This window comes from Neobacillus thermocopriae (genome assembly GCF_010975035.1).
GTDB classification, from domain to species: Bacteria; Bacillota; Bacilli; order Bacillales; family Cytobacillaceae; genus Neobacillus; species Neobacillus thermocopriae.
The window spans coordinates 43,056-66,168 of the sequence record NZ_JAAIUV010000010.1; the positions used below are offsets into that span (position 1 = coordinate 43,056).

General features: G+C 36.3%; 25 protein-coding genes. 18 read left to right on the top strand and 7 right to left on the bottom strand.

From position 1 onward, the window contains the following. Window positions 1–7: 7 nt before the first annotated feature. Window positions 8–868, bottom strand: coding sequence for a DegV family protein (locus G4Z05_RS08070; protein ID WP_163251344.1), 861 nt, complete (start codon window positions 866–868; stop codon window positions 8–10). Between the two features lie 104 nt (window positions 869–972). Between G4Z05_RS08070 and G4Z05_RS08075 the strand changes: the two genes are divergently transcribed. Together G4Z05_RS08075 and G4Z05_RS08080 are read left to right on the top strand one after the other, a co-directional pair. Next, entirely contained in the window at window positions 973–1,815 is an 843-nt protein-coding gene (locus G4Z05_RS08075) for a YitT family protein (protein WP_163251345.1), read from the top strand. A 17-nt stretch (window positions 1,816–1,832) separates the two neighbouring features. Then, the gene (locus G4Z05_RS08080) at window positions 1,833–2,600 is read left to right on the top strand and encodes a BsuPI-related putative proteinase inhibitor (RefSeq protein WP_163251346.1); all 768 of its coding nucleotides are present in this window, start codon (window positions 1,833–1,835) and stop codon (window positions 2,598–2,600) included. 46 nt (window positions 2,601–2,646) lie between these two features. Here the strand turns inward: G4Z05_RS08080 and G4Z05_RS08085 are convergent, their stop codons facing one another. From G4Z05_RS08085 to G4Z05_RS08095, 3 genes are all read right to left on the bottom strand, one after another. Further along, a complete protein-coding gene (locus G4Z05_RS08085; RefSeq protein WP_163251347.1) occupies window positions 2,647–2,832 on the bottom strand; it encodes a DUF3813 domain-containing protein in 186 nt (61 codons plus the stop codon). A gap of 2 nt (window positions 2,833–2,834) precedes the next feature. Then, window positions 2,835–2,987, bottom strand: a complete 153-nt coding sequence (locus G4Z05_RS08090; protein ID WP_163251348.1) for a hypothetical protein — start codon at window positions 2,985–2,987, stop codon at window positions 2,835–2,837. Window positions 2,988–3,102: 115 nt separating this feature from the next. After that, window positions 3,103–3,915 (bottom strand): Cof-type HAD-IIB family hydrolase, encoded by an 813-nt coding sequence (locus G4Z05_RS08095; RefSeq protein ID WP_163251349.1) that lies wholly within the window; start codon window positions 3,913–3,915, stop codon window positions 3,103–3,105. A 292-nt stretch (window positions 3,916–4,207) separates the two neighbouring features. On the opposite strand from G4Z05_RS08095, the gene G4Z05_RS08100 reads away from it, so the two are divergent. From G4Z05_RS08100 to G4Z05_RS08110, 3 genes are all read left to right on the top strand, one after another. Continuing rightward, window positions 4,208–4,516, top strand: coding sequence for a metal-sulfur cluster assembly factor (locus tag G4Z05_RS08100; RefSeq protein ID WP_163251350.1), 309 nt, complete (start codon window positions 4,208–4,210; stop codon window positions 4,514–4,516). Between the two features lie 22 nt (window positions 4,517–4,538). After that, the gene (locus tag G4Z05_RS08105; RefSeq protein WP_163251351.1) at window positions 4,539–4,877 is read left to right on the top strand and encodes a DsrE family protein; all 339 of its coding nucleotides are present in this window, start codon (window positions 4,539–4,541) and stop codon (window positions 4,875–4,877) included. A gap of 212 nt (window positions 4,878–5,089) precedes the next feature. Continuing rightward, window positions 5,090–6,214, top strand: coding sequence for a TIGR04053 family radical SAM/SPASM domain-containing protein (locus G4Z05_RS08110; RefSeq protein ID WP_163251352.1), 1,125 nt, complete (start codon window positions 5,090–5,092; stop codon window positions 6,212–6,214). Between the two features lie 54 nt (window positions 6,215–6,268). Here the strand turns inward: G4Z05_RS08110 and G4Z05_RS08115 are convergent, their stop codons facing one another. Beyond that, window positions 6,269–6,967: a Crp/Fnr family transcriptional regulator gene (locus G4Z05_RS08115; protein WP_038540362.1), complete on the bottom strand. Its 699-nt coding sequence runs from the start codon at window positions 6,965–6,967 to the stop codon at window positions 6,269–6,271. 281 nt (window positions 6,968–7,248) lie between these two features. Here G4Z05_RS08115 and moaA point away from each other — a divergent pair, with 281 nt between their 5' ends. Further along, entirely contained in the window at window positions 7,249–8,265 is a 1,017-nt protein-coding gene (moaA, locus tag G4Z05_RS08120; protein WP_163251353.1) for a GTP 3',8-cyclase MoaA, read from the top strand. Between the two features lie 264 nt (window positions 8,266–8,529). On the opposite strand, the gene ric is transcribed toward moaA, so the two are convergent. Continuing rightward, window positions 8,530–9,228 (bottom strand): iron-sulfur cluster repair di-iron protein, encoded by a 699-nt coding sequence (ric, locus tag G4Z05_RS08125; RefSeq protein ID WP_163251354.1) that lies wholly within the window; start codon window positions 9,226–9,228, stop codon window positions 8,530–8,532. 225 nt (window positions 9,229–9,453) lie between these two features. On the opposite strand from ric, the gene G4Z05_RS08130 reads away from it, so the two are divergent. The 4 genes from G4Z05_RS08130 to clpB all read left to right on the top strand — a co-directional run bounded on the left by G4Z05_RS08130 (window position 9,454) and on the right by clpB (window position 14,312). Continuing rightward, window positions 9,454–10,719 carry a molybdopterin molybdotransferase MoeA gene (locus G4Z05_RS08130; protein ID WP_163251355.1) on the top strand — a complete coding sequence of 422 codons (1,266 nt, stop codon included), beginning with the start codon at window positions 9,454–9,456 and terminating at the stop codon, window positions 10,717–10,719. After that, window positions 10,707–11,237, top strand: a complete 531-nt coding sequence (gene mobB / locus G4Z05_RS08135; RefSeq protein WP_163251356.1) for a molybdopterin-guanine dinucleotide biosynthesis protein B — start codon at window positions 10,707–10,709, stop codon at window positions 11,235–11,237. The genes G4Z05_RS08130 and mobB overlap by 13 nt, the downstream gene beginning before the upstream one ends. A 187-nt stretch (window positions 11,238–11,424) precedes the next feature. After that, window positions 11,425–11,604 carry a YjzC family protein gene (locus G4Z05_RS08140; protein WP_038540372.1) on the top strand — a complete coding sequence of 60 codons (180 nt, stop codon included), beginning with the start codon at window positions 11,425–11,427 and terminating at the stop codon, window positions 11,602–11,604. Between the two features lie 113 nt (window positions 11,605–11,717). Continuing rightward, window positions 11,718–14,312: an ATP-dependent chaperone ClpB gene (clpB, locus tag G4Z05_RS08145; protein WP_163251357.1), complete on the top strand. Its 2,595-nt coding sequence runs from the start codon at window positions 11,718–11,720 to the stop codon at window positions 14,310–14,312. A 60-nt stretch (window positions 14,313–14,372) separates the two neighbouring features. Here the strand turns inward: clpB and G4Z05_RS08150 are convergent, their stop codons facing one another. After that, window positions 14,373–14,558 (bottom strand): YjzD family protein, encoded by a 186-nt coding sequence (locus tag G4Z05_RS08150; protein WP_163251358.1) that lies wholly within the window; start codon window positions 14,556–14,558, stop codon window positions 14,373–14,375. A 161-nt stretch (window positions 14,559–14,719) separates the two neighbouring features. Here G4Z05_RS08150 and G4Z05_RS08155 point away from each other — a divergent pair, with 161 nt between their 5' ends. The 8 genes from G4Z05_RS08155 (at window position 14,720) to G4Z05_RS08190 (ending at window position 23,100) form a co-directional block, all read left to right on the top strand. Next, window positions 14,720–15,442, top strand: a complete 723-nt coding sequence (locus G4Z05_RS08155) for a hydrolase (protein WP_163251359.1) — start codon at window positions 14,720–14,722, stop codon at window positions 15,440–15,442. A gap of 76 nt (window positions 15,443–15,518) precedes the next feature. Further along, a complete protein-coding gene (locus G4Z05_RS08160) occupies window positions 15,519–16,355 on the top strand; it encodes a hypothetical protein (RefSeq protein WP_163251360.1) in 837 nt (278 codons plus the stop codon). A gap of 144 nt (window positions 16,356–16,499) precedes the next feature. Next, window positions 16,500–17,447: a BMP family ABC transporter substrate-binding protein gene (locus tag G4Z05_RS08165; protein ID WP_163251361.1), complete on the top strand. Its 948-nt coding sequence runs from the start codon at window positions 16,500–16,502 to the stop codon at window positions 17,445–17,447. Window positions 17,448–17,622: 175 nt separating this feature from the next. Then, window positions 17,623–18,555, top strand: coding sequence for a beta-ketoacyl-ACP synthase III (locus G4Z05_RS08170; protein ID WP_038540389.1), 933 nt, complete (start codon window positions 17,623–17,625; stop codon window positions 18,553–18,555). Window positions 18,556–18,609: 54 nt separating this feature from the next. Continuing rightward, window positions 18,610–19,848 carry a beta-ketoacyl-ACP synthase II gene (gene fabF, locus G4Z05_RS08175; RefSeq protein ID WP_163251362.1) on the top strand — a complete coding sequence of 413 codons (1,239 nt, stop codon included), beginning with the start codon at window positions 18,610–18,612 and terminating at the stop codon, window positions 19,846–19,848. Window positions 19,849–20,129: 281 nt separating this feature from the next. Continuing rightward, the gene (locus G4Z05_RS08180) at window positions 20,130–20,903 is read left to right on the top strand and encodes a DUF2268 domain-containing putative Zn-dependent protease (protein ID WP_163251363.1); all 774 of its coding nucleotides are present in this window, start codon (window positions 20,130–20,132) and stop codon (window positions 20,901–20,903) included. A gap of 164 nt (window positions 20,904–21,067) precedes the next feature. Continuing rightward, the gene (locus G4Z05_RS08185; RefSeq protein WP_163251364.1) at window positions 21,068–22,087 is read left to right on the top strand and encodes an ABC transporter ATP-binding protein; all 1,020 of its coding nucleotides are present in this window, start codon (window positions 21,068–21,070) and stop codon (window positions 22,085–22,087) included. After that, window positions 22,087–23,100, top strand: coding sequence for an ABC transporter ATP-binding protein (locus G4Z05_RS08190; RefSeq protein WP_163251365.1), 1,014 nt, complete (start codon window positions 22,087–22,089; stop codon window positions 23,098–23,100). Before G4Z05_RS08185 ends, G4Z05_RS08190 begins: the two co-directional genes overlap by 1 nt. The last annotated feature ends 13 nt before the right edge of the window (window positions 23,101–23,113 follow it).

Here is a 23,113-nt window from a genome sequence, read left to right on the forward strand (position 1 = left end):
CTCACTTTTATGTTGGCATTTTATTTAAAAAGAATATAGAGATAGTTCCTGCACCTGTATGAGCCCCTATGGCTGAACCAATCGAAGAAATATAGACTTCTTTTGGATGAAATTCATCTTCTATCATGCCTTTAACTTCAATCGCTGTTTCTTCACAATCGGCATGACTAATCCCGATGATTTGATCTTTTAAATTTTCTCCTCGTTCCTTCATCAGTTCCATTAAACGACGAAGGACTTTTTTCTTCCCACGTATTTTTTCAATTGGGACGAGTTTTCCATCTTCCACATTTAATATCGGTTTGATGTTCAGTAACCCCCCTAGGAAGGCAGAGGCTTTTGAAACACGACCGCCCTTTGCTAAATAATCCAAATCTTCTACAGTAAATAAATGCTCCATATGTTCAGCCATAAAGCGGACTATCTTCAGAATTTCTTCCTTAGAAACATTATTTGCAGCTAACCTTGCTGCTTCTTTAACGATCAACCCTTGACCAAGGGAGGCACATTTAGTATCAACGATGGTTAAATCAAAATTTGGATACTTTTCCTTGACTTGATCGAGAATCATAACAGCAGTAGAATACGTTCCTGATAATTGTGAGGAAAAGGCAATATAAATTCCCTCTTCATTATTTTCAGCCATCTGTGTGAATACTTCTTGAAACAATAATGGAGAAACTTGTGATGTTTTGGGAATGGAGCCATTTCTGATTGCTTCATAAACGGTTTTAGGATGAATGTTTTTAACATCTTCAAATTCTTGGTTATTAATCTCTACTTTTAAAGGGAATAAGGTAACCTTATTTTCTTCATAAAAACTTTTTGGTAAATCGCATGCGCTGTCAGCTAGTATTTTTACCTGCATGAAGCTCACCTGCTTTCGAAAAACTAATGATATATAGTTTTAAGTTTATCGGTTTCGGATTAAAAACACAATTACCTTAACTTGCATAAAAAGGGGGGATTTCGTTGTTTTGGCTTCAAACAAAAAAATTTTTCGTTGTTATTTTAGGAGCTTTTCTAAGTGCGCTTGGGATGAATATTTTCTTAATTCCAGCAAATGTGTATTCCAGTGGTTTTACAGGAATTGCCCAATTATTTTCAAAAGTACTTACGGATTATACCCCTTTTCATTTATCTGTCGGAATACTATTGTTGCTCCTTAATATTCCAGTCGCCATTCTGGGGTGGATAAAGGTAGGGAAATCATTTACGATTTACAGTTTTCTAAGTGTGGCCCTTTCATCATTTTTTTTAGAACTAATACCTATTATCCATGTATCAAATGATATTTTATTAAATGCGGTTTTTGGAGGAGTTATTATTGCCGTTGGAGTCGGATTAACGCTTAAGTGGGGAGCCTCTACTGGCGGTTTAGACATTATAGCTATGGTATTGTCGAGGTTGAAGGATAAACCTATTGGTCCGTATATGTTTATTTTGAACGGGATTATTGTCGTAACAGCAGGCTTTCTTTACGGGTGGGAAAAAGCATTATATACACTTGTTTTCCTATATACCTCTACAAGAGTGATTGATACTATTCATACAAGACATCACAAATTAACTGCCTTTATCATTACTAAAAAAGCAGATGAGATGAAGAATGCAATCCATTCGAAACTTGTTCGAGGAATTACTATGATTCCGGCAAAAGGTGCGTTTTCGAATGAAACAAGGGATATGTTGATGATCGTCATTACCCGTTATGAACTTTTTGATTTAGAACGAATCATTCATGAAGTGGATCCAAATGCTTTTACAAATATCATTCAAACTACAGGTGTTTATGGGTTTTTTCGCCGAGATTAGCAGAGATGGAGGTCTATATGCGAATCATTCTTTGTGCCATAATGTTATTGTTTTCAACCATCATTAGAACAGAAGCAGCAGGTGGATGGAGAGTAAAGAATAACGATTTGAATGTAAATGTTACACCAGGGCCAGAAAGGGTAGAAATAGAACTAGTTTTACAAAATAAAGGAAAATTTCCTCTTCATTATGAGTTTCCAACTTCGCAGTATTATGAACTTGTTATTACTAACCAAGAAGGGAAAGAAGTATATCGATTCTCAAAAGGGAGGCTTTTCCTACAGGCCATACATACAATAACGGTAAAGCCAAAAGAAACAATCACATGGAAAGAATATTGGAATTACCAGTGGGATGGCAAGCGAGTGCCCTCAGGAAAATATACCTTGTTGGCACAACTAAAACCAATACGTTTGAATGACAAACCAATAAAAGACCGTTCAAACTTAACAAAATCTCTTGCTTTTTTGATTCCAGAGGAAAACACTGTCTTTCGAAATATTATGGTATCAGGTAATAAAGGGAAATATGTAATAAAGGGGGAGGTCCGTCCACAAAAAAGTATTGTTTATTATTCCGTTGAAGATGGTCATGTGGAATATATCCAAGAGCATCCGTTAGAGGTACTAGGAAACAAGGATGAATGGACGTCGTTTCAGATTGCCATTGATATTCCTAAAGATAAACTGCCGCAAAATGCTTATTTGCTTCTAAATCTTTACGGTCGAGATCAAATGGGTCAAATTGAACACATGTATCCTATCGTTTTAGAAAAGTTTAAATGAAAAGAGGAGGTGCCTTAAAGGCCGCCTCCACTTTCTTTTCATGAATTTAGTTGATTTGGTCAAGCTCTTGTTGCATTTCTTGGAGTTGTTTTTGTTCTGCGAAAGTAGAGTTAGCAAAAGCAGAGCTTAGTGCGTTTTTGGCTTTTGCTACTGCCTCTTCGCGGTCAGATGGGTTTGCGGTTTTCGCCATTTCAACAAATCTTCGAGCTTCTTGGAACAATCGATTACCCATAGTTAAATTCCTCCAAGTGAGGAGTTTTTCACATTGGCCATTTTCTGAGCTTCCGCTTCAGCATAGGTCATGTGGTAGGGGATTCGTTCATCGTGTTTTCTGACCGAATCAGTTCCTTGTTGGACAAAGCGTTTAGATTTGTTTCCTTTACCCATTAGAATCCCTCCAATATGCTCAAGGCTCTTTTTGAAACAGCTGTGCTGCCTCAAGAAATAGTATGCCCAACATTGAACGGTTCATTTAGGTAAACAATGGTGATTAGCCTAGGGCTTACTCTAGCTTTAATAAATCTTTCAAATATAAAGCAACTCCGTCCTGCTCATTCGTTAATGTGACATCATTGGCAATATTTTTTACTTGATCAATTGCATTTCCCATCGCTATTCCATATCCGGCGTACTCAATCATTTCTAAATCATTATCCTCATCACCAAAAGCTATAACCCTTTCCGCTGGTATCCCATAATAGTCAGCAGCCTTTTTTAAGCCAACAGCTTTATTTAATCCGCTTTTTATAATCTCTATGACATGCCATGGTGCCGCCCAACTGCGATGGTCAATGACTTCAGCATGAACTTCTGAAAGGTGGTCGCGGATTTTTTTTAATTCATCTTCTTCTGTATGGATGAGCATACTAGTCGGTGAATCCTTTAAATATTTGGCTAAATCTCCAGTAGTAATATTCGGGTTTCCGAGATTAAATATCTCAATTAGTTTTTGGTCATGATAATGGAAATATACATCATCCATAACTTCTGCAATAATATTGTGAAAATGAAAGTTTCTACATGTTTCTACAATATCTTTTGCTACTTTTATATCCAGTGGTTCATGGAAAAATCCCCAATTTGGATCGAGGGGATGATGGGTAAACGCCCCATTGAAATTTACGATTGGTGTGTTAAGTTCTAATTCCCGATAATACATTTCACTGGAGCGGAAAGGCCTGCCAGTAGCAATCATCACAATGTGTCCTTGCTCTCTTGCTTTTTTAAGGATGTTTTTAGTTTTCGCAGAAATCGTTTTATCATCTTTTAATAAAGTTCCATCCAAATCCAATGCGATTAAGTGTCTGTTTGTCATTTAAAGACTCCTTTATATTTCAATTTTGCTTTCTCATGCTAAATTTTAGGAAAATAATTCTCTTCATGTTACACTACAAATAAGTAAGGTTTTAAAAACATGCTTTTCATAGTTACTATGTTAACAATTTTATATCCAAACTGTAAAAAAATTCACACCAAATCATTGGGAAACTCGATATACTTGCTTTACAAGTGGAAAGAAGAAGAAAAGAATGAGGTATACCTTTTCTTTTTTATACCAAAATTCCCACTTGTAATGATTACAGATAATTAATAAGGAGTGATCAATAATGAATGAAGATTTAAAAGAAAATATAATGGGGGCGCTTGAGCTGGTTATTGATCCTGAGCTAGGCGTTGATATTGTTAATTTAGGCTTAGTTTATAATGTGGAAATGGATGATGAAGGGAAAGTTACTATAACCATGACATTAACTTCTATGGGATGCCCTCTAGCAGGTACGATTGTTGATCAAGTAAAACGGGCGCTTTCAGATATTCCCGAAATTAAAGATGTTGATGTGAATATTGTTTGGAATCCTCCATGGAATAAAGATATGATGTCACGATACGCGAAAATTGCTTTAGGAATCCGTTAAAGGAGGACAATAGGAAAAAAATATGAAAGGCAAAGTAATTTTAGTCAGTTCCAATCAACTGGGAAATGGCGATAAAACCTTAGGTGAAAATGTGTTAGAAACCTTCTTTACGATTGTAAAGCAAAAAGAAGAACTACCTGTCGCTGTATTTTGTATGAACAGCGGAGTACTAACAATGACAGAGAATTCTTTAGTCTCTGTTCACCTTAAAGAAATGGAAGAAAAAGGTGTTAAAATCTTAGCATGTAAAACTTGTGCTGACCATTATAAAGTAAGTAATAAGTTGGCTGTTGGAAAAATTAGTGGAATGGCGGAATTTGTAGACTTGGCTGCAAAATATGAGGTATTAACAATTTCTTAAAGAAACAGCAGATTTTCTGCTGTTTTTTATTTTTTATAGATGTTTCAATGAATTCATTTGGGATACAGAAAAATTAGTGACACTTCACAAAACGTCCACATCTTAATCAATAATTGTGAGATAGTTCACTTTTTTTTAACATAAACACCTTTATAATACAAAGTAATTAAGGCTATTGTTTGAACATAGCCGACATTAGGAGGCGTTTCAACATGGATTTTAGCCGGGATTTTAACAAAGATCCATTTATTGTCATATGGGAGTTGACGCGTGCCTGTCAATTAAAATGTCTGCATTGCCGTGCAGACGCACAATATACTCGAGATCCAAGAGAGTTGACTTTTGAAGAAGGTAAACATTTAATTGATCAAATATATGATATGAACAACCCGCTTCTTGTTTTTACTGGCGGGGATCCCTTAATGAGAGAAGATATTTTTGACATTGCCAAATATGCCGTTGAAAAAGGTATTCGTGTTTCCATGACACCAAGTGCTACACCTAACGTAACATTTGAAGCAATGCGCAAAGCGAAGGAAGTCGGACTTTCCCGTTGGGCATTTAGTATTGACGGTCCAAATGCGGAAATACATGATCATTTTAGAGGAACATCTGGTTCATTTGATTTAACAATGGAACGGATTAAATATTTGCATAAATTAGAAATGCCGATTCAGATTAACACGGTTATATCAAAATACAATTATGAACATCTTGATGAAATGGCCAAATTGGTTGAGGAATTAAAATGTGTGTTATGGAGTGTGTTTTTTCTCGTTCCTACTGGAAGAGGACAGGCATCTGACATGATTTCACCTGTTGAGCATGAAAAAGTACTTCGCTGGCTTTATGAACTGAGCAAAAAAGTGTCTTTCGATATTAAAACAACAGAAGCCATGCATTATCGCCGAGTGGTTATCCAGCAAAAAATGCGTGAAGCAAAAATGCAGACGGATGAAATTAGTTATCTATCGGCATTGACGGAAAAAGGATTAACAGGATCTATTGATGGGCTTGGTCGGGCACCTAAAGGTGTAAATGATGGGAATGGATTTGTGTTTATTTCGCATATTGGAGATGTGTATCCGAGTGGCCTTCTACCAGTGAAAGCGGGCAATGTTCGTGAAACACCACTAGCAGAAATCTATCGGGAATCACCAATTTTTAAATCATTAAGAAATCCAGATGGGTTTAAAGGTAAATGTGGGGTATGTGAATTCCGCTATGTTTGCGGTGGATCACGATCTAGAGCATATGCCATGACGGGAGATTATTTGGAAAGTGAACCATATTGTGTTTATATTCCAAAGGCTATGAGGGAAAAACAAGTCCAGTAAGAGATTAAAGGGAGATTTTGTTTTTTTATGTATTAGACGGGGAATGTCCCCGTCTTACTCAATATTGCAATAAACAGCTGGACAATTTTCACAGCCAATTTCATCCTTTAAATACTGCAAATCTAATATGGTTATTTTTCCTCGTTTTATGGAAATGATATTATCACGTTTTAACTCACTTAATATTCTATTTGTGCTTTCACGGGAAGTTCCACAAAAATTGGCGAGTTCTTGATTGGTTAATGGAAGATCTATTAAGATTCCATCGCCTTTTTTTACACCATAACTATTTGTCATTCGGATTAATGTAGAAAAGAGAGCGCCGCGTTTCCCATTCAGAACTAGATCACGGAATTTCGTTTGAGTTTTTCGAAAATGATCGCTCATCCATTTCATTAACTCAAAGGCAAGCTTGCTATTTTGAAAAATCTCACTTTCAATGACTTCTTTTTTAATAGCGGCAATTTCACCTTCTTCAAGGACTTTCGCACTTAATAAATATTTTGGTTGATCGGTAAAAAGCGTTAATTCACCGCATATTTCATTTTCGCCGCATATTCTTAAGGATAGCTCCCGACCGTCAGAAGTAATTTTACTAATTTGTATTTTACCGGAAATAATGACATAAAGCTCATCAGCAACCATTCCCTCTTGGAATAAAAATCTTCCTCTTTCACTTCTAAATCTGCGGTCAGCAAATTTAAGCAATTCTTTTATTTCAATGGAATGCGTAGGTTTCAAAGTTGTCGTCATTCTGTTCACCTCGAACAAAAATAAGTTAGTTTGTGTTAACAATATGATTCGATAGTATCATTTTATATCAGGATTTTCTTATTAATAGGGGTAAACAATGACAATATAGTGAAAACTTATAACAATTTTTTATAATTATTACATAAAATGGAAAAAACTTATCATTTAAGCTTTAATTACTACAAAAAAGGAATAATGAAGCGATAGTGAATAAAATAACAGTATTAAATATGTATCTGTTACAATAGGGTAAAAGCTTCTATTTTCATGGAGTTGATTGAGTGAAAAAAATCATTGTTAAAGATAAATTAAATAGACCATTAAGGGACTTAAGAATTTCTGTTTTTGATCGATGTAATTTTCGCTGTCAATATTGTATGCCAGCCGATCAGTTTGGCCCTGACTTTAAATTTCTTCCAAAAAGTGCTTTGTTGACATATGAAGAAATTGAACGTTTAGCAAAAATATTTGTGAGCCTAGGGGTTAAGAAGATTCGTTTGACCGGCGGTGAACCACTTCTAAGAAAAGATTTGCCTGTACTAGTTGAAAAACTGTCTTGTATTAATGGTCTTGAAGATCTAGGTTTAACAACTAATGGTGTACTGCTCCCAAAATTAGCTTCAAAATTAAAAGAAGCTGGTTTAAAAAGAGTGAATATAAGTTTAGATAGCTTGGATGATGAACTTTTTGGAAAAATAAATGGCCGTGGAATAGGTACTGCACCTGTGCTTGAAGGAATTGAGGCAGCTGAAAAAGCCGGACTGGGTGTCAAAATAAACATGGTTGTAAAAAAAGGCCTAAATGATTTAGAAATTATACCAATGGCTAAATTTTGCAAAGACAATGGTTTGGAGCTACGTTTTATTGAATATATGGATGTTGGTTCGACGAATGGTTGGAAAATGGATGATGTCGTTACTAAAAAAGAAATATTTCACATGCTTCAAGAACATTTTGAATTAGAACCCTTAGATGCGGCCTACTTTGGTGAGGTTGCTAAGCATTATCGTTATAAAGATACAAATATTAAAGTTGGTTTTATTACATCTGTATCTGAATCATTTTGTTCTAGTTGTACACGTGTACGTCTTTCTGCAAACGGCCAAATCTATACTTGCTTATTTAATGGAAATGGCCACGATATACGAAATTTCATGCGAAATGGGGCATCAGATGAAGAAATTGCCGAAAGAATCTCATCCATTTGGAACCATCGGGACGATCGATATTCAGATGAACGAACAGCAGAAACGGATAATAACCGGAAAAAAATTGAAATGTCATACATTGGCGGTTAAAAAACTCTCCAAAGTGGAGAGTTTTTTATTAAAACGTATTCTTCTTAATGTGAGAACTGTCTAGCTCCAGCCCTCTAGCGGCGAGACCCCCTCAATCTCCGCCCTACGATAATTCAACATCGAATCACTTTCGGTTCTTCGTGTTTCCTTTATCTCAGTTGAAGACCATCATAAGGAAGGCTCGGCAGCTTCAACATTGCACGACCGAAAGTGATAGCTTTGGGAGAAGGCTATATGCCGCTGACCAGGGCGCTTTCTCTTTTCTTAATAATATCTTGGGAATAAGATGTTATTTTCCAAATGTACATGCATGAAAGTTAATCCTTCCAGTTCCTCCAGCCGCTTGTAGACTAACCGGTACGTACCACAAGCATCTGATGGTGGGGTAAAGTCATTTGTTATTTGGCGAAGTTCCTTTAAAATGGCACCAGCATGGTCATGCTCTTTTTCAAGCTCGTTAATTAAATTGATTGCTTCTTCACGATTCTCTATTGTTCCGTCTTCTAGCTTTTTAATGATTGGAAATACCGTTTCTTCTTCCTTCGTTAAATGGTCTAACATTTCTTTCTTCAGTGCAAAAAATAATTCATGAACTTTTATAAGTTCTGGATGATGATCACCATGAACCTTTGAAACTTTCGTTACATATGGGCCTAGCATGTTAAATTCTTCTTCTGTTGCACGGTGATAATGGGATATTACATGGTCAATAATGGTGCTTGAATCAGAATTTGTCCAAACTTCTAAATCAGTTTCTTGAACATTGCTTTTTTCAAATAATGCTTTTAATTCCTCCAATATGGAATCGGGATTTTGTCCAATTTGTCTAGCTGCTTCGGAAAGAGAAATATTTCCCCCGCAGCAAAAATCAATTCTTAATCGTTTAAAAAGATCACTTGATTTAGGTAATCCGTTAACAATATCTTTCACAAATGAGTTTGTTGTAAATGGAAATGTATTCATGGAAAATCCTCCTTATGTTTATAAATTGAGCTTTCTAACTTAAGCATAATTGAAATTAGAAATAAAACAGGTGACCTGTATCACATAAGCGTAAGATTTTCATTTTTTCTTAAAAAGTTTCATAAATGTGATATTTGATATGTCTGCAAGATTTAGATAGGTTTATAATGGGTGATGTTAAATATATAAAAAGAATGGATCGTTAAATGATAGGAGCCGATAAAATTGTTTGAAAGACGACAACCAATTCCCATTGGGGAAGCAGTTAAGAAGATTATGGAATATCAAATTCCTGGTAAAATGGAATATGTACTGATTGAGGAAAGTTATGGTCGATTTTTAGCAGAGGATTTAATAGCTACTTGTGATGTACCTCATTTTGATCGGGCACCATATGATGGTTTCGCAGTTAGGTCGATTGATACGACGAATGCTTCACAATCTAACCCAATTGAATTTGAAGTAATTGACCATATTGGTGCTGGAATGGTTTCGAATAAAGTGGTGAAAGATAATCAAGCAGTTAGAATTATGACTGGCGCTATGATGCCTGAAGGTACTGATGCTGTTGTAATGCTTGAAGTAGCTAAAACTTATGAAAAGAATGGAACACCTTATATGTCCATTAAGCGTAGTTTTAAAAAGGGAGAAAATGTTTCCTTTCGTGGTGAAGACGCGACAAAAGGAGAAATTTTAGTTAAAAAAGGGACCTTAATAAATCCTGGAATTCAAGCTATGCTCGCCGCATTTGGATATAAAAAGGTTCCTGTTGCCCAAAAGCCTATAGTAGGGCTTTTTGCAACAGGAACTGAGTTATTAGAAGTTGAAGAACCTTTATTACCTGGAAAAATTCGAAATAGTAATTCCCATATGATTGCTGCCCAAATTGAACGGGCAGGTGCTAGTGTTCAATATTTTGGTAAGCTGCCAGATGAATTTGATACATGTTTTGAGGCAGTAAAGGACGTGATAGGGAAAGTAGATCTGTTGGTTACAACAGGAGGAGTTTCTGTAGGGGATTTTGACTACCTACCTGAGATATATAAAAAATTAAATGCAGAAGTATTATTTAATAAAGTTGCAATGAGACCAGGAAGTGTTACAACCGTGGCCCATTATAATGGAAAACTATTATTTGGACTTTCTGGAAATCCTTCCGCCTGTTATGTAGGGTTTGAATTATTTGTACGTCCTATTATTCGGAAGCAATTATTTACAGAAAAACCGCACTTAAGAAAAGAGAAGGCAAAATTAGACGTTGATTTCCCTAAAGCCAATCCTTTTACACGACTTGTCCGAAGTACTGTAACAATCGATGGCGGTAGGCTTAGAGTCTCCCCTAGTGGATTGGATAAATCAAATATTATCATGAGTCTGGCAGGCGCCAATTCATTGATGATTCTTCCTGGAGGTACAAGAGGGATTCAGGCAGGATCAGAGGTAGATGTTCTATTACTTGAAGATCAAACAGGCAGTGAGTGGCCTTGGTAAATCCTGTAATTATTCAAATTGTTGGTTATCAAAACAGTGGAAAAACTACATTAATTTTAAAACTCATTAAAGGTTTAAAGGAATTAAGTATCCGTACAGCTGTTATTAAGCATCATGGACATGGCGGTAAACCGGATTTGGTGGAAGGAAAGGATTCTACAAAGTATTTAAAGGCAGGAGCAAATGTATCCCTTGTGGAAGGTGAAGGGAGTTTGATACTCCAGGCTGATAAGGTGCCTGATGGACTAAAACAGCAAATAAAACTTCTTATGTATTTTCAGCCAGAATTGATTTTAGTGGAGGGATACAAGCAAGAAAACTATCCCAAGATTCTTTTATTAAGGAATAAAAAAGATATTCCATTACTTCATAACTTAACCAATGTAATAGCCATTCTATATTGGAAAGATGAAATCAATGCTGACATAGAAAAAGAAACGATGATCCCATGCTATCCTATCAATGATGAGACTGCACTTCAAAAAATGATTCAAATGTTTATCCGTCTTATTTCTTAGGAAATATTGTCGAAAACATGAAAGAATATTTGGGGAGGCATTTTTAAAAAGAAGTAAAGTTGCTATATTTCATGACTATAATAACATTAATTAATAAAACAATTCTTTTTAAATAGAAAGAACTTCCTTTAATTGTTATCATCTATAATGGCCATAATATAGGTGATATTGATAAGGAGGGAAAATGATGGGGCAAAGTCATCAGTTTCGACCGGGTAAAAAAGCACCAAACAATGGTATATATATTGAAATTGGAGAATCTGGGGATAATGTAGTCAATCCAAAAAAAATTAAGCTCAAAGCAGGAGAAAGGTTTCCTGAGACTTCTAATGATGACAGGGTCTGGACGTATTTAAGAAAACCATAATTGCAAAACACATAGCCATCCAAAAGGATGGCTTTTATAAATTTACTTTTAAACATCCCATGTCTTATAATGAAATTAAAAGGTCAAAAAAGGTCAAGAAAGGGAGTGAGAAAATGGATATAAACCGGATGACAGAACGGTTGCAGAAAGGGTTAATGGAAGCGCAAAGTTTAGCAATAAAGATGCATCATCAGGAATTGGATGAGCCACATTTATTTTTAGCCTTATTGAACCAAGAAGATAGTTTAATTTCAGCCATATTTGAAAAAGTAGGCATAAGTCCATTAAAAGTAGAAGAAAGGCTTTTAGAAATTCTCGCGAAAAAACCTCAGGTTACCGGAAGCGGAGTAGAAAAAGGAAATATCTATATTTCAACAAAAACTCAAAAACTCTTGGTGCAAGCGGAAGAAATAGCATCGACATTTACTGATGAATATATTTCCGTTGAGCATGCTCTATTAGCTGCGGCAAGAACAAAAGATAATGAGATCCATAACATCCTTCAAATAAACGGTTTGACCTCAGAAGATGTATTAAAGGCAATAAAAGAAATAAGGGGGAACCAGCGAGTGACATCACAGAATCCAGAAGCGAGTTATAATGCTTTAGAAAAATATGGAAGAGATTTGGTTGCTGAGGTAAAGACAGGAAAATTGGACCCGGTCATTGGGAGAGATACGGAGATTCGAAATGTAATTCGAATATTATCTAGAAAGACAAAAAACAATCCTGTATTAATTGGAGAGCCTGGAGTTGGGAAAACGGCTATTGTGGAAGGTCTTGCCCAACGAATTGTGAGAAAAGATGTACCAGAAGGGCTGAAAGATAAAACGATTTTTGCCTTAGACATGAGTGCATTAATTGCCGGTGCGAAATTTAGAGGGGAATTTGAAGAAAGATTAAAAGCCGTATTGAATGAAATAAAAAAAAGCGAAGGTCGGATTATCTTATTTATTGATGAGATTCATACCATTGTCGGAGCTGGTCGAACAGAAGGAGCAATGGATGCAGGCAACATGCTGAAACCGATGCTTGCAAGGGGAGAATTACACTGTATTGGAGCAACAACGCTAGATGAACATCGAAAATATATAGAAAAGGATCCTGCATTAGAGCGAAGATTTCAACAGGTTCTTGTTCAGGAACCGGATGTAGAAGATACGATTTCCATATTAAGGGGACTAAAGGAGCGCTTTGAAGTTCATCATGGGGTTAAAATTCATGACCAGGCATTAGTTGCAGCTGCCACATTGTCCGACCGATATATAACAGACCGGTTTCTTCCTGATAAAGCCATTGATCTTGTAGATGAGGCGTGTGCATTAATTCGAACTGAAATTGATTCAATGCCTACAGAACTAGATGAAGTGACCCGTAGAGTTATGCAATTGGAAATAGAAGAAGCTGCCCTAAAAAAGGAACAAGATGAGGTCAGTAAACAAAGGTTGGATGCACTCATAAAAGAATTAGCTGAGTTAAAAGAACAAGCCAATGTGATGAAAGCCAAGTGGCTTAGTGAAAAAGAAGTTATTCAAAAATTGCAGGAAAAAAGAGAACAAATTGAAGCATATCGCCGAGAGTTGCAGCAAGCAGAAGATAAGTATGATTTAAATCGGGCTGCGGAACTACGTCACGGCTTGATTCCATCGGCTGAAAAAGAATTAAAGGAGCTTGAACAAGCAACAGAAAGAGATGACCGTTTGCTGCGAGAAGAGGTTACTGCAGAAGAAATTTCTAATATAGTATCCAGATGGACAGGTATCCCGTTATCCAAACTTGTTGAAGGTGAAAGAGAAAAGCTATTGCGTCTGGAATCCATCCTTCATAAGCGTGTAATTGGGCAAGATGAAGCTGTAAATTTGGTGGCTGATGCGGTACTTAGGGCAAGAGCTGGAATAAAAGATCCGAATAGGCCAATTGGATCATTTTTATTTTTAGGACCGACTGGGGTTGGTAAAACGGAACTTGCCAAAGCACTAGCAGAGTCACTCTTTGACAGTGAGGAACATATCATACGGATTGATATGTCCGAATATATGGAAAAACATGCTGTTTCACGATTAATTGGAGCCCCTCCTGGTTATGTAGGATTTGAAGAGGGAGGTCAGTTGACTGAAGCTGTTCGTAGAAAGCCTTACTCCGTTATCTTAATGGATGAAATTGAAAAAGCACATCCAGAAGTCTTTAATATACTTTTGCAGGCACTTGATGATGGACGGATTACTGACTCACAAGGAAGAGTGGTTGATTTTAAAAACACGGTCATCATTATGACATCCAACATTGGATCACAATTTTTACTGGATCATTCTGATCAAGAAAAGGATATATCCGAAACGACAAGGGAAAAAGTTCTAGGACAATTAAGAAGTCATTTTAGACCAGAATTTTTAAATCGGATTGATGAAACGATTCTATTTAAGCCATTGACATTAGAGGATATTAAGAATATTGTTGTTAAATTAACAAAAGAATTAGAAAATAGACTTAAACAGCAACAGATAGAACTTTCGATTAGTGAAGAGGCGAAAGAATTTATAGCTGTTAATGGATACGATCCGGTTTATGGGGCAAGGCCTTTAAAAAGATACTTGCAAAGAAATATTGAAACTAAGCTTGCCCGTGACATTATATCCGGGAGGATACGCGAAGGCTCTAAAGTAGAAATCATCGAAGCCGATGGGGAGCTTATACTAAAGCTAGTTTAGAAATTGTGTAAATGAAATGAAAGGTCCTCCAGCATAATGGAGGACCTAAGAAACGTCAAACTATTCATGTTTTTGTACAGGTTCATTTGGAATTAAAGTAGTACCTACAATAATTAAAATGGTCACGATGACAGAAACGAATGCACCAGATTTAAAATCAAATGCAACAGAAGACATTGAACTAACCACATATGTAAGCATTTCTACCAATAGAAAAGTCCAGAAAAACGTCCAAAAATACCTCATTATTTTCACCTGCCTATATTACATCCTATCTTATATTACCATATGATGTGAAAATTATGAACCGTTTCTTTATAAATGATTGAAAATAGGCATATCCCCGTGCCGCTTTTGTGAAATGGCATACAATATCGTGAGGAAATATGTAAAAGGAGATATTACCGATGGAGAGCCGGAGTTTTCAAATGGATACCCAATGGAATATCATTTATTACCCTGAAAAACCGACTGGATTTGGGGTACTTGTGATAGGTGATGAAAGACATTTTGTGGAAGAAGGTAAATGCTTTTGGACGCAAAATGAAGGAAAGCTGGTCATCATCGATGAGTTAAAAGAAATGGGGTACACCATTTTTTCCTCTAATCTTTATGGGCGTAATTGGGGAAGTGCACGTGCTGCTGACCTTGCACAAAGATTATATCATCAGGTGATTCGGAGTGAGATACTTAACCACAAAATTCATATTTTAGCAGAAGGAATGGGTGCTTTAATAGCAATCCAGTTAATGAAGAAAATGAAAGAAAATATTAGGTCGGTTTTACTTCTCAATCCAATTCTTTCATTAAAATATCATCTTGAACAAGAAAAGGAACATAAATTTTTTTACAAAAAATTAACAAGAGAGTTAATGGATGCATATCAATTGGATGAGATAGGCTTGAACAACTTGATTTCTAAAATGGAAGTGCCGATTCAATTAGAAGATGGAATCCCAGTTCATATTATTCACGTTCTCTCAGGAGCTAGGTCATACAATCAATCAAAACAATATCAACAAATTCTTGGTTCTTCACCTATTAATCCCACCTTTCTCCTTCCTGAAAAAAAACTACAGCTTGGAAAAATATGTTACAAATTCTTTAAATCACATGAATCGGTTTTATAGGTTCACCTCCTCAAAGAAATATTTCCTTCTAGAATAGCATAGGATTTTATAAGGCTAGTTTGAGGAGGAAGTAAGTATGGACAAGGCCATCATTATAGGTGTATATCATTTTTTAGGATTTCATATTGGGAAAGTCCTATTAAATAAAGGTATTGAGGTAAAAGGTGTTCATATCCCAGAGGTGGATGGTACCTATGTAGATGAGAAAAGACTTGAGGTGGGGAGAAATGCCAATTTTAAGGAGTATAGCTTCGAAGGAATTTTGGATGGAACGGACAATGATCGGTTAATGATTTTTCCTATCTATGATTTTTTTATGTTACAACAAGAGTCCATTATTTTAAATGAACAGTTCACCAAAAAATTTCTTGCCTATTTTAACAAACATAAATGTAATCTCAAGATTTTATTATTATTGCCCATTCAATTGCTAAAATGGAGCGGTTCGAATGAAATTCAATATTTTATCAATCAAGTAAAAAAGATATCAACTAAATTACAATTGATCTATTTACCAACTATTTATGGTCCGTGGCAGCCTTCAACATTTATGTTTCAACAAGTCATTCTTGCATCGATCTTAAATACTGAGGTTTTTCATTCGGAAAGAGAGTGGATGGATGATGCACTTTTTATTGATGATGTTGCAGAATCCATCCTTGGTATTATAGAATCAGAAAAATCAGGTACCTATTTACTGGAAAGTGGAAAGGACATGTATTGGGATACATGTGCTGAATATTTAAAAATAAACAAGAGGTATCGAAAATCAATAAATGAGGAAAAACTTCAAATTGATGGAGAAATTAAGAGAATAATACCAACAAAGATTACATCCATTTCTTCTTCTTTGTCGAAACAAATGGAACATACGAAATGGCTATATCAGAACCTTTCATCAGATCGCTATTAACTGTTTTAGGTCCAATTAGCTAAATAAATCTTTTCATTTTATTATTCAAAGGTTAGAATGGAAGAAAATATGCTCTTCCTTTTTATTACTGTTAATAGAAAATAACGTGTTTGGTTAGGGTGCCGTTCGAAGGAGATGCAATGAATGCTGCAACGTTTCGGAATCATTTTACTATGCCTTTTTTTATTGGGGGCGTGTGGAGTTACGAAACCGAAGGGACATTTAACAAAAGTTGGTTTGTTGGTCCCAGAGACAATTAATGACCAGGTTTGGGGGACAAGAGGTTTTGAAGGATTGTTAAGGATCCAATCAAAATTGGAAGTCGATGTTTTTTATAAAGAAGGAATGAATTCTGAATACGTAGTTGAACGAGCTGTGAAAGAATTTGATCAAAAAGGTGTAAATCTGATATTCGGCCATGGCTCGGAGTATGCAGAATATTTTAATCATCTTTCCTCGAAATATCCAGATATACATTTTGTCAGTTTTAATGGGGAGGCTAAAAATCCTAATACTACCAGTCTCAATTTTAAGTCATATGCAATGGGTTTTTTTGGCGGGATGGTTGCTGCCCATATGTCAAAAAAAAATAAAGTGGGAGTTTTAGCCGCCTATGAATGGCAGCCCGAAATTGAAGGATTTTATCAAGGGGCTCTAGCTGAGAAAAATGACGTTCAAGTAAGCATTGAATACGTGGAACATTGGGATAATGATATGAAAGCGATCCAAATAGCAGATAAAATGATGGATCAGGGGGTGGATGTGATCTACCCAGCTGGTGATGGTTATAATGTCCCAGTGATTGAAAGGGTAAAGGAAAGAGGATTATATGTCATTGGTTATGTTTCAGACCAATCTGATTTAGGTGAGTCGACTGTTTTAACAAGTACCATTCAGAATGTTGGTAAACTATACGAGATTATTGCTGAACAATTTAATAAAGGTGAACTCAAATCTGGAAATCTTTCGTTTGATTTTCAAGACGATGTCATCACATTGGGAAAATTTAGTCCTTTAGTCAAAAAAGACTTTGTTCAAAAAATGAAAAGACATATACAAACTTATAAAGAAACAGGAAAATTACCTGAGTAATTTCCTCCCATACATAATACAAAACAAGCTGCCATATCTTGTGGGCAGCTTGTTTTTTTATCTAGTAGTTTAGTTGTTGTGAAAAAAAAACATTTTTGATAAAATTAGTACCAAGTCATAATAATTGATATTAAACTATTGATATAATTTCCATAAATCCGAAGGAGATGGCGAAATGAGAGCAGGGATTGTTGGTATTGGTAGGTATTTACCTGAAAAAGTAATGACAAATTTTGATTTAGAAAAAATGATGGATACTTCGGATGAGTGGATCCGAACAAGAACAGGAATTGAAGAAAGACGAATTGCAGCCGATGATGTCGATACATCAGATATGGCTTTTATGGCAGCACAAAAAGCGATTGATGATGCCGGAATTCAACCGGAGGATATTGATTTAATTTTAGTGGCAACTGTTACACCTGATACCCCATTCCCATCAGTTGCCTGTATGATTCAAGAAAAACTTGGAGCAAAAAAGGCAGCTGCGATGGACATAAGTGCCGCATGTGCAGGCTTTATGTATGGTATTGTCACAGCTAAACAGTTCATTGAATCCCAAGTCTACAAATATGTTCTTGTTGTCGGTGTAGAGAAGCTTTCAAAAATAACAGACTGGACTGACCGTAATACTGCCGTTTTATTCGGGGATGGCGCAGGTGCAGCTGTTATTGGGGCTGTATCTGAAGGCCGCGGAATCCTTTCATTTGAGCTTGGAGCAGATGGTTCAGGAGGAAAACACCTATATCAGGAAGAATATATAGTAATGAACGGTCGAGAGGTATTTAAATTTGCCGTTAGACAAATGGGAGAGAGCTGTATTAATGTATTGGAGAAAGCAGGTCTTTCAAAAGAAGATGTTGATTTCTTAATTCCACACCAGGCAAATATTCGTATTATGGAAGCTTCAAGGCAAAGGCTTGAGCTGCCTCCTGAAAAAATGTCTAAAACGATCCATAAATATGGAAATACTTCTGCTGCATCTATTCCTATTTCTATAGTAGAGGAAGTAGAAGCTGGGAAGATTAAAGACGATGATTTAATTGTCATGGTTGGCTTTGGTGGCGGATTAACCTGGGGAGCAATTGCTATCCGCTGGGGAAAATAAACAAATTATTCGAAGATCATTTCATACAAGAGAATAGAAAAGGAGAATGTATAAATGAATAAACGTAGAGTTGTAGTGACGGGAGTTGGCGCGGTAACACCACTGGGCAACGATGTTGAAACAACTTGGAAAGGAATTCTTGAGGGAAAATCTGGTATTGGGCCACTTACAAGACTAAATGCAGATGACTATCCAGCGAAGGTCGCTGCAGAAGTTAAGGATTTTAACCCGGAAAATTTTATTGAAAAAAAAGACGCCCGAAAAATGGATCGTTTTACACAGTTTGCTGTGGCTAGTGCATTAATGGCAGTGAAAGATGCCAACCTAGAAATTAACGAACAAAATTCACACCGTGTAGGCGTGTGGATTGGATCTGGTATTGGTGGTATGGAAACATTTGAACAACAATTCGAGACATTTCAAAAGAGAGGATACAAACGGGTAAGTCCATTCTTTGTTCCAATGATGATTCCAGATATGGCTACAGGCCAAGTTTCTATCACTCTTGGTGCAAGAGGATTTAATTCATGTACAGTAACAGCATGTGCAACAGGAACAAATTCAATCGGTGATGCATTTAAAGTAATTCAACGTGGAGATGCGGATGTTATGATAGCGGGTGGCTCTGAAGCTCCGATTACAAAAATGTCTGTAGCTGGTTTCTGTGCCAATACAGCACTTTCAACAAATCCGGATCCTCGAACGGCCAGCCGTCCTTTTGATAAAAACCGTGATGGTTTTGTTATTGGTGAAGGTTGTGGAATTGTTATTCTCGAAGAATTGGAGCATGCACTTGCCCGAGGAGCAAAAATATATGCTGAAATTGTCGGGTATGGGGCGACAGGGGATGCCTATCATATTACTGCTCCGGCACCAGGAGGCGAAGGTGGTGCCCGCGCAATGAAAATGGCTCTTAACGATGCTGGCTTAAAGCCAGAGGACATTGATTATATCAATGCTCACGGTACAAGTACAGAATATAATGACAAATTTGAAACCCTTGCTGTAAAAGAAGTATTTGGTGAGCATGCATACCGTTTAGCGATGAGCTCAACAAAATCGATGACTGGTCACTTACTTGGTGCGGCTGGAGCTGTGGAAGCGATCTTTACAGTGCTTGCCATGCAAGATAATATGCTTCCACCTACTATGAATTACGAAACTCCAGACCCTGAGTGTGATTTAGATTATGTTGTGAATGCAGCTCGTCCAAAAGAAATTAAGGCTGCAATGAGTAACTCATTAGGTTTTGGTGGACACAATGCCACAATCGTCTTCCGGAAATATGAATAAATCCAAAAAGACCAAGCACTTTGCTTGGTCTTTTTTGTCGATTTTTCGATTTTGATATGTTTTGTCCAAATACATAGCGACGAGAAGCCTCTTTTCTCTCAGCTGTAGGGCACCATAAAGATGACACCGGAAGCATCAACATTGCACGACCGAAAGCCATAGCTTTTGATAGGAGGATATACGCCGCTGACCAGGGTGCTTCCTCTATTCTGATATGAACCACTCTTTGGTTTAATCATAAACTGTTAAAAGTAGTCATGGTCAGAAATGGAGGTGATGAAATGGGAGTCATCCGGACAGATCAATGGTTAGAAAATGATTTCGATAACCCTCTTAAAATCTGTGAGAAATTAAAATCATATTTTAATGAGGAAAATGTAAGAGGAATCTATCAACAACTTGTAAAATTTAGAATGTACAGACCTTCACGGATGTCTGAAAAAAACTTTCAGCATATGAAGAAATACAATGCATGGGAAATGGTAGAAAGATTATTTAATAAATATAGGGATTTATGGTCTGGACCAGATATACCAGTGTTTCTATTTCCATTAGAAGAAAGAAGGGGCTTTTTTATTAAGAGGACAGAAAGGAATAAGTCAGGGGTATCATATCCCGATAAAATGTTTTTATTTCTTTCAAACTATGACGATCCAATGGAAATCGAGGCACTTTTTGTTCACGAATATCATCATGTATGTAGACTTCGGGCACTTGGGAAAAAAATGAATGAGTATACCTTACTTGATTCTCTCATTATCGAAGGACTGGCAGAATACGCTGTTTTACATCACTGTGGACGAAAATATATAGCCGATTGGTGTAGTATGTATTCGGAAAAGGAGCTTTTCTTTTATTGGGACAAATATTTGAAAAAACATCTGAATAAGACGAAGGGTGAAAGAATTCACGATGAACTGCTTTTTGGAGGAGGGAGAATTCCACCTTTGTTAGGATATGCAATTGGGTATCATTTGGTTGGGAAATTTTTTAAAAACAGAAATTTTTCTACAAAACTAACCTTTAACATTCCAGCGGAGGATTTTATTGACTGACATAGATTATTAGGTAAAAAAGCCTGAATATAGGGCTTTTTTTCTATGAAACTGTAAATATACATAGTACATAATGCTATCTTGCTTTTGTAAAAAATTTGTAATAACATTTTATATAAATGTAAAGAATATACTGAATAATCAAAAAGTTAGAAGGTGTACTTATGAGCGTAAAAAACTCATTTAAAGAGGAAATATTGCTCGAAGTTAAAAATTTACAGACAGCCTTCGAAATTGACGGAACGTATTATAATGCAGTGGATAATGTATCATTTAAAGTGAAACCAGGGCAAATAGTCGGTGTTGTCGGTGAATCTGGTTGTGGGAAATCTGTCATGAGTCTTTCGATCATGCAATTGCTTCCAAAGGGAATTGGCAAAGTAAAATCAGGTGAAATCATTTTTGATGGATTCCATTTGGAAAATATGTCAGAAAGTCAAATGAATAAGATTAGAGGCAAGGATGTTTCAATGATTTTTCAGGAGCCAATGACTTCTCTTAATCCTGTGTTTACAATCGGTTATCAGCTTCAAGAAGTTCTTTTTAACCATATGAAAATATCAAAAAAGGAAGCAAGACAGAAATCTATTGCACTATTAAAAAGTGTGGGAATTTCTAGGCCTGAAAAAATTGTTGATGAATATCCGCACCAGTTATCAGGTGGTATGAGACAAAGGGTCATGATTGCCATTGCTATTGCTTGTCAACCAAAACTATTAATTGCCGATGAACCAACAACTGCGCTAGATGTAACCGTTCAGGCACAAATTCTTGAATTACTGAAAAAGATTCAAAAAGTAAATGATATGGCGATTATCTTGATTACCCATGATTTAGGCGTCGTTGCAGAGATGTGTGATGAAGTAATGGTTATGTATGCGGGAAAAATTGTAGAGCGTACAAACGTGGATTCATTGTTCTATAATCCGAAACATCCATACACCTCATTGTTATTAGGAGCAATTCCGAAAATGGACCAGGAAGAAGAAAGACTAAGTTCTATTCAAGGAATGGTTCCATCTCTAATAAATATGCCAACTTCAGGCTGCCGATTTGCAAACCGTTGCCCAATGGCGATGCCAGAATGTAGTACAACCACCCCACTGTTAGCTGAAAATGAGGAAGGTCATGAGGTTGCCTGCCTCCAATATGAAACTAGTAAACCAAGAGAAGAGGTGAGGTAGTGAGAAACATAACTGTACATAGAAATAATGAGACCCCATCCTCACAAAATGAAAATTTATTGCAAATACAGAATCTAAAAACATATTACCCTGTAAAAGGTGGCATTTTTAAAAGAACAGTTGGACATGTCAGAGCGGTCGATGATATTTCTTTTGAGATAAAAAAAGGGGAAACACTTGGATTGGTAGGAGAATCTGGTTGCGGAAAATCAACGGCAGGAAGAACCATTCTAAGATTGTTAAAGCCTACTGCTGGAAAGATTATTTTTGATGGAAAGGACATTACTTGGCTTTCAGGTAAATCTTTAAGAGAGATTCGAAAAGATATGCAAATGGTATTTCAAGACCCGTATGCTTCTCTGAACCCGATGCAAATGGTAGGGGATATTATAGCTGAACCAATCTATAATTTTATGAAAAAAAGTAAAGTCGAATTGAAAAAGGAAGTAATGGATTTATTAGAGAAAGTAGGTTTGCCGCAGGATGCCTATTACAAGTATGCTCATGAGTTTTCAGGCGGTCAGCGTCAAAGGATTGGGATTGCACGTGCTCTAGCGTTAAGACCTAAATTAATCATTGCTGATGAACCGGTATCAGCATTAGATGTATCTGTGCAATCACAGGTATTAAATCTATTAAAGGATTTACAAGAAGAATTTGATTTAACTTTCTTATTTATAGCTCATGACTTAAGTGTTGTAAAGTATATGAGCGATCGAATAGGAGTAATGTATCTTGGTAGCATGGTTGAGATTGCTGAAAAAAATAGTCTTTATTTACAACCAATGCACCCATATACACAAGCTTTAATTTCAGCGATTCCTACTCCGGATCCAAGACGAAAGAAGGAAAGAATTATATTAAAAGGTGATGTACCAAATCCAATCAACCCACCTAGTGGATGTCCATTCCATCCCCGTTGTCCTGTAGCAATGGAGGAATGTTTAAATTCCAAGCCAGCATTAAGGGAGGTGAAACCTAATCATAGAGTAGCTTGCCACCTTTATCCTTAATGAATAAAAACAG

Excerpts from the sequence above, each read along its gene's own strand:
- G4Z05_RS08170 (WP_038540389.1), top strand. The coding sequence starts at position 17,623 with ATGAGAGCAGGGATTGTTGGTATTGGTAGGTATTTACCTGAAAAAGTA.
- G4Z05_RS08185 (WP_163251364.1), top strand. The coding sequence starts at position 21,068 with ATGAGCGTAAAAAACTCATTTAAAGAGGAAATATTGCTCGAAGTTAAA.
- G4Z05_RS08150 (WP_163251358.1), bottom strand. The coding sequence starts at position 14,558 with ATGAGGTATTTTTGGACGTTTTTCTGGACTTTTCTATTGGTAGAAATG.
- G4Z05_RS08070 (WP_163251344.1), bottom strand. The coding sequence starts at position 868 with ATGCAGGTAAAAATACTAGCTGACAGCGCATGCGATTTACCAAAAAGT.
- G4Z05_RS08105 (WP_163251351.1), top strand. The coding sequence starts at position 4,539 with ATGAAAGGCAAAGTAATTTTAGTCAGTTCCAATCAACTGGGAAATGGC.
- G4Z05_RS08140 (WP_038540372.1), top strand. The coding sequence starts at position 11,425 with ATGGGGCAAAGTCATCAGTTTCGACCGGGTAAAAAAGCACCAAACAAT.
- G4Z05_RS08165 (WP_163251361.1), top strand. The coding sequence starts at position 16,500 with ATGCTGCAACGTTTCGGAATCATTTTACTATGCCTTTTTTTATTGGGG.
- G4Z05_RS08095 (WP_163251349.1), bottom strand. The coding sequence starts at position 3,915 with ATGACAAACAGACACTTAATCGCATTGGATTTGGATGGAACTTTATTA.
- G4Z05_RS08115 (WP_038540362.1), bottom strand. The coding sequence starts at position 6,967 with ATGACGACAACTTTGAAACCTACGCATTCCATTGAAATAAAAGAATTG.
- G4Z05_RS08155 (WP_163251359.1), top strand. The coding sequence starts at position 14,720 with ATGGAGAGCCGGAGTTTTCAAATGGATACCCAATGGAATATCATTTAT.
- G4Z05_RS08080 (WP_163251346.1), top strand. The coding sequence starts at position 1,833 with ATGCGAATCATTCTTTGTGCCATAATGTTATTGTTTTCAACCATCATT.
- G4Z05_RS08180 (WP_163251363.1), top strand. The coding sequence starts at position 20,130 with ATGGGAGTCATCCGGACAGATCAATGGTTAGAAAATGATTTCGATAAC.
- G4Z05_RS08085 (WP_163251347.1), bottom strand. The coding sequence starts at position 2,832 with ATGGGTAATCGATTGTTCCAAGAAGCTCGAAGATTTGTTGAAATGGCG.
- ric (WP_163251354.1), bottom strand. The coding sequence starts at position 9,228 with ATGAATACATTTCCATTTACAACAAACTCATTTGTGAAAGATATTGTT.
- fabF (WP_163251362.1), top strand. The coding sequence starts at position 18,610 with ATGAATAAACGTAGAGTTGTAGTGACGGGAGTTGGCGCGGTAACACCA.
- G4Z05_RS08100 (WP_163251350.1), top strand. The coding sequence starts at position 4,208 with ATGAATGAAGATTTAAAAGAAAATATAATGGGGGCGCTTGAGCTGGTT.
- G4Z05_RS08090 (WP_163251348.1), bottom strand. The coding sequence starts at position 2,987 with ATGGGTAAAGGAAACAAATCTAAACGCTTTGTCCAACAAGGAACTGAT.
- G4Z05_RS08110 (WP_163251352.1), top strand. The coding sequence starts at position 5,090 with ATGGATTTTAGCCGGGATTTTAACAAAGATCCATTTATTGTCATATGG.
- G4Z05_RS08160 (WP_163251360.1), top strand. The coding sequence starts at position 15,519 with ATGGACAAGGCCATCATTATAGGTGTATATCATTTTTTAGGATTTCAT.
- clpB (WP_163251357.1), top strand. The coding sequence starts at position 11,718 with ATGGATATAAACCGGATGACAGAACGGTTGCAGAAAGGGTTAATGGAA.